This is a genomic window from Paenarthrobacter sp. CM16, from assembly GCF_013179505.1.
Taxonomy (GTDB): domain Bacteria; phylum Actinomycetota; class Actinomycetes; order Actinomycetales; family Micrococcaceae; genus Arthrobacter.
Genome location: NZ_JABMCX010000317.1, coordinates 1 through 4,994, shown reverse-complemented (window position 1 = coordinate 4,994; position 4,994 = coordinate 1). Strand labels below are relative to the sequence as shown.

Sequence of the window (4,994 nt, the reverse complement as noted above, 5' to 3'; positions counted from 1 at the left end):
TGGCGATGGTTGGCCGCGGCGCCGCAGTGGCAGAGTTGGGCCGCAAGCGCCTTCAGTTGCAAGGCATCCTTGCCTTTCTGTCCTGGCTCTTGGTGCACTTGGCCTTGTTGTCCGGACTGCAACAGAAGATCCGCGCCTTGTTCTCCTGGCTCAATGGGTACCTCCTCCACAGTCCCGCGCAGGTTGTGGTCAGCGGACCAGTTGAGAAGGAGCCGCCGGAACAGGATCCACCAGGCCCGGCGGTTTCACCGGAGTCTTGACGAAGCTTCGTTTTTGTAGCTGCGATGGGCCAACAGTGCGTGGACTGTCAAGAGAACGCCGGCCAGGGCCAGCGGAAATATGTTAAACGGAATGGCCAGCAGGATCACCATGACTCCGACGGCGGCGGCCATGACATCCCGGATGCGGGGTTGAACCGGACCGCGAACGGGGACACCTGATTCCAATTGCCGGGCCAGCTCGGGGTCTTGGATGAAGAGCTCGCGCTCAAGCTGTTCCAGGGCTTTGCGCTCCCTCTCTGAAAGTGGCATGGGAGTCCCTCCTAAGGGCCACGGCTCTTTGGTGCGATGGGCGGGTCAGCTGGCTTCCCGGGAAGCCCCATTTTCCAGCGACACGATAAGCTAAGCATGCTTATTATCCAGTTCGCAAGCATGATTTTGGCGGCGGCAGACAAGGCCGTCCAAGCACTCCGCCCGAGGGGCGCCGGGGAGTAAAGGTGTGTCTTGGAGGCCCCGCTCCGGTGTCCAATCCCGGACGCGCGGCCGAGCTGGGAAGATAGCAGGAGGAACCCCACACAAGGAGAAACATCGTGACGCTCAAAGAACGCCTGAAAGCCGACGTAGTTGACCACATGAAAGCGGGCAACAAAGTTGCCCTGACCACGGTACGCAACGTGCTGGGCGAGATCACGACCCGTGAAAAATCAGGTAAAACGCCGGTAGAGCTCGACGACGCACAGGTCACCTCGCTGCTGCAGAAGGAGGCTGCCAAGCGTCGCGACACGGCCCGTATCTATACCGAAGCCGGGGAGTCCGACCGGGCAGCGGCTGAGGTGGCCGAAGCGGAGATCATCGAGGCTTACCTCCCGAAGGCGCTGACGCGCGAAGAAGTGGAAGCCATTGTGGATGAAGCCGTCGCTGCGCTGAAGGCCGATGGGCAAGAGCTTTCCATGCGTTCCATTGGAGCGGTCATGAAGCCCGTTACAGCAAAGGTCGCGGGGCGCTTTGACGGCAAAACGGTCAGTGAAATCGTGCGCGGACGCTTGGGCTGACCACTAGCCCCCCGGGGCCAACAGGCCCTGCCCGGGGGGCGGGACATCAGTTGACTCCCAGCAGCCACCGTAAAGTGTCAGCATTCCGCACGGCGTTACCGCCGCCGTCGTTGTTGAAATAGACGTACACGTCCTTGCCGGAGCCGTCCCACTCCCGGATGCGGTCCGCCCACCACCGAAGATCCGCATCGGAGTAGGAGCCGGCGTACAGGTGCTGATGGTCCGGACCGTGCATCCGCAGGTACACGAACGGTGCCGTGGCGCGGAGGATGCAGGGCAGATTGGCGCCACTCATGATGCAGTAGGCGGCCCCGTGCCGCTCAAGCAGCGCGTACACCTCCGGGTGGTCCCAAGTGTCGTGCCGGAACTCGACGGCGACACGGACCCAAGGGGGCAGGGCTGCCAGGAAGTAGTCGAGCCTTGCATCGTCACGTGCGAAACCAGGCGGGAGTTGCACCAGCAGAACAGCCCTCTTGTCACCAAGCTCATGCCAGCAGCGGGTTATCCTTTCCACCCAGACCTCGGGGCTGTAGAGCTTCTTCGCATGCGTGAGTCCGCGGGGTGCCTTCACCGACATCGCAAAACCGGCCGGAAGACGTTCCTGCCAGCCGGCGAACGTCGTGTCCCGGGGCCAACGGTAAAAACTCGCATTCAGCTCCACGGTGCTGAATCGCGCCGTGTAGTGGTCCAGGCGCTTGGATGCAGGCAGGGCGGGGGGATAGAGCACGTTCTCCCAGTGATCGTAGCTCCAGCCCGAGGTGCCGATGCGGATGCCCATGGTGTGGATACTAGCTGACGGCCGGAAGTGAAAGGCGGGGATCAGCCGTGGTGCTTGACGCCCAGCACCGCTTCGTAGGCCTCGACGTGTCGGTCAATAACCGTGGTTGGTGATTCGAGATGGACGGCCCCGGAAGGCAGGATTCCTGCGCCTCCGAACCTTTCCATGACCTGCCACTGTGCCACCACATCCTCGCCGGCGTGATTGGAGGGAAGGGTTGGCCAAAAAGCGAAACCACCGGAATCGATCAAGGCCTGCCGGTTGTAGAGAATGCACCCGCCAAGCCACGCCACACGGTATGGCACCCAACCTTCCGGCGGCAAGGGGACCTCGGCGCTGAGGTGGCTCAGGTTTGCGGCATTGTGGAGTGGCCATCGGTCAAAAGCAGGGGTGCCCGGACGGATGCGTTCGGGCGTGACCGGCCCATGCCAGCGTTCAAAGGTTGCAGTTTCCTCCGGCCTCCTGTCCCCAAGGTAGGACAATCCCTGGGGTGCCATGCCCACAAAGCCGCAGCCCAGCATGTCCAAGGCATGGCTTAAACGCTCCAGGGCCCCTGGTTCCAGCCAAATATCATCATCAAGAAAGAGGCACTGCCTGGCATTGGACTGATCCAAAAGGAATTGCCGGTGTTCGGCCAGGCCCTGCCGCGGGAGGTGGCGGAACAGTTCGACCTGCCGCCCCTGAGCTTCAAGCAGCCTGATCATGGCGGCAACCGCGGGATGTTCCCAGTCAGGGCTGCCGTTCGACTGGTCGCTCATCACCACCCTGAATGTCGGTTCGGATTGAGCCGCCAAACCGGCCAAAGTCACAGCTGCCTCCGCAGGGCGGTCGCAGGTGGGGATGAGTACATCCACGATGGCCGTCTCGGGGGAGTTCTCCGGCTCCGCCCAACGCTTGGAAGTCTTCCAGCTCACAACACACCTCCGGCAGGCAGGATCGGCATAGTTTGTGCAGGGTTTCCCCTATCTATACCCCTTCAGGCCGGATCTATGCTGCCAGCGTCTCCTTTTTGGCTTGGAAATCAGCCGTTGGCCACTGACCTTTTCATTAAGGCCCGGAGTTCTTCGGCTACCTTGGCTACTTCACGCTGCCTGATGCTTCCCGCTTGCTGTTCCCGCCGATGGGTTGCGGGTCGGGTGGAACGCTGGGTGGCTCGGGCTTGGCGGCGGATTTGGGGATCGCGGGCGGGTGCGTCAACGGTGACGGCGCCCTGCAGGGGATCGTGAAAGAGAGGGAAGTCCATGATCCCTGATCCTGACATACCTGGCCACGCACCGGTATGGACAGATGCCTCCCAGCACATCAAACGGCTGTGCAAATGTCCATGGGTGGGTCCGGAAGCATGATCCCTAGCCCCACAGCGCCTTCTTGAGGAGCGCGCGCAGCTGCACATTTTCTTCATCCGTCAGCGCCGCCAACTGGGTCTGCTCGCAGGCCTCGAGCCCGGCCCGCGCTTTGGTGTGGATCCGCCGGCCCTCGGCGGTGGAGACGATGATCTTGGCTCGCCGGTCCTGCTTGCCCTGGGCGCGTTTGACCAGGCCGCGGTGTTCGAGGTCGTCCACGAGGCTGACCACCTGGCTGGGGTCCAGGCTGAGGAAATCGGCCAGTTCACGCTGGGTGGGCTCCAGACCACTGCAGGCGAGGGTTAGCACGGAAAAGGACCGCTCACGCAACCCGTAGTCAGCCAGCGCCTTGTTGTTCAGGAGTGAGCCGGTGGCATGCAGTTTGGCCAGGAGCAGGCCCACGTCGTTGCCGATTTTGGCCGCGGCCAGGCGCGGGATTTCCACTTCGGTACTCTGCGGTCCCATGACAACTCCAATAGTAATGAAAAACAATCGTTGACTTTTTCAATGATCCGTATTCTCATTGATCATGACAAGGATCTCACGCCGCAGTGGGATCGGCCCCACCGGCTTCAGCCGGTTACTGCATGCGAAGGAGCACGCCATGAGCTTGAACGGCAAGGTTGCAATCGTCACCGGGAGTGGACAGGGTCTTGGACTCGCTTACGCCAAGGAACTCGCCCGCCAGGGGGCCGCCGTCGTGATTAATGACGTGAACACCGAAACCGCTGCTGCTGCAGTCGCGCAGATTGAGGCCGACGGCGGCCGGGCCGCCGCCGTGGTGGTTCCGGTAGGGTCCACGGATGCCGCCAAGGCTTTGGTGGCCGGCGCTGTGGAGGCTTTCGGCCGCCTGGACATCCTGGTGACGAACGCCGGGATCCTTCGGGATAAGAGCCTGTTGAAGATGACGGACGAGGATTTTGACCTCGTCATCAACGTCCACCTGAAGGGCACGTTCACGTGTGTCCGTGAGGCGTTTGCGTACTTCAAGGAAAACAACATCGCGGGCCGGATCATCACCATCGGTTCGCCCACCGGCCAGCGCGGCAACTTCGGGCAGGGCAACTACGCTGCGGCGAAGGCCGGGATCGTTGGGATGGTCCGTACCTGGGCGTTGGAGATGAAGAAAGCCGCAGTGACGGTGAACGCCGTGATCCCCGTGGCCGCTACGGCGATGACCAAGACGGTCCCGTATTTCCAGAAGGCCGTCGAAGCGGAGGAGCGTGGTGAGGCGATGCCGTCTTTCTTCCGCCATGATCTTGGGTTCGGAACGGCCGACGACGTCGCAGGACTGATTGCCTTCCTCGCCTCTGATGCGGCTGCCGGAATTACCGGCCAGGCGATTGGCGCCGGAGGCGACCGGCTGCAGGTGTGGACGCACCCGACGCCGGCGAGCACCGAGTACCGGGAGGGCGGCTGGGACTACGAGGCGCTACAGGAGAACGCAGGCTCACTGTTTGGCCCGGAGGCTTTGCAGAGTTTCGGCGAGGAATTCCTGCCGCTGCCTGCGGAACTCCAGCCCGAGCCGGTGGCTGTACCTGCCAAGGCTGTGCCGGTTCAGGCGCGCTGATCATGGCTGAGCGTTACGAATTGGGCATCGACG

7 protein-coding genes and 1 pseudogene are annotated in these 4,994 nt (G+C 62.4%); 3 read left to right on the top strand and 5 right to left on the bottom strand.

All coding sequences use genetic code 11. The annotated features are described in order from the left end of the window. A pseudogene (locus tag HP499_RS20600) lies at positions 1–260 on the top strand (NADH dehydrogenase FAD-containing subunit); the annotation flags it as partial. Here HP499_RS20600 and HP499_RS20595 read toward each other — a convergent pair. After that, positions 246–530, bottom strand: a complete 285-nt coding sequence (locus HP499_RS20595) for a DUF3040 domain-containing protein (protein WP_172325993.1) — start codon at positions 528–530, stop codon at positions 246–248. The pseudogene HP499_RS20600 and the gene HP499_RS20595 overlap by 15 nt on opposite strands. 275 nt (positions 531–805) lie before the next feature. On the opposite strand from HP499_RS20595, the gene HP499_RS20590 reads away from it, so the two are divergent. After that, entirely contained in the window at positions 806–1,270 is a 465-nt protein-coding gene (locus tag HP499_RS20590; protein WP_172325994.1) for a GatB/YqeY domain-containing protein, read from the top strand. A 46-nt stretch (positions 1,271–1,316) separates the two neighbouring features. Here the strand turns inward: HP499_RS20590 and HP499_RS20585 are convergent, their stop codons facing one another. The 4 genes from HP499_RS20585 to HP499_RS20570 form a co-directional block, all read right to left on the bottom strand. Beyond that, positions 1,317–2,048 (bottom strand): DUF72 domain-containing protein, encoded by a 732-nt coding sequence (locus HP499_RS20585; protein ID WP_172325992.1) that lies wholly within the window; start codon positions 2,046–2,048, stop codon positions 1,317–1,319. 41 nt (positions 2,049–2,089) lie between these two features. Continuing rightward, entirely contained in the window at positions 2,090–2,962 is an 873-nt protein-coding gene (locus HP499_RS20580) for a glycosyltransferase family 2 protein (protein ID WP_172325991.1), read from the bottom strand. Positions 2,963–3,069: 107 nt separating this feature from the next. Next, positions 3,070–3,291, bottom strand: a complete 222-nt coding sequence (locus HP499_RS20575; protein WP_172325990.1) for a hypothetical protein — start codon at positions 3,289–3,291, stop codon at positions 3,070–3,072. 106 nt (positions 3,292–3,397) lie between these two features. After that, complete coding sequence (locus HP499_RS20570; protein ID WP_172325989.1) at positions 3,398–3,856, bottom strand: MarR family winged helix-turn-helix transcriptional regulator; 459 nt, start codon at positions 3,854–3,856, stop codon at positions 3,398–3,400. A gap of 139 nt (positions 3,857–3,995) precedes the next feature. Between HP499_RS20570 and HP499_RS20565 the strand changes: the two genes are divergently transcribed. Then, complete coding sequence (locus HP499_RS20565) at positions 3,996–4,961, top strand: SDR family NAD(P)-dependent oxidoreductase (protein ID WP_172325988.1); 966 nt, start codon at positions 3,996–3,998, stop codon at positions 4,959–4,961. Positions 4,962–4,994 lie beyond the last annotated feature (33 nt).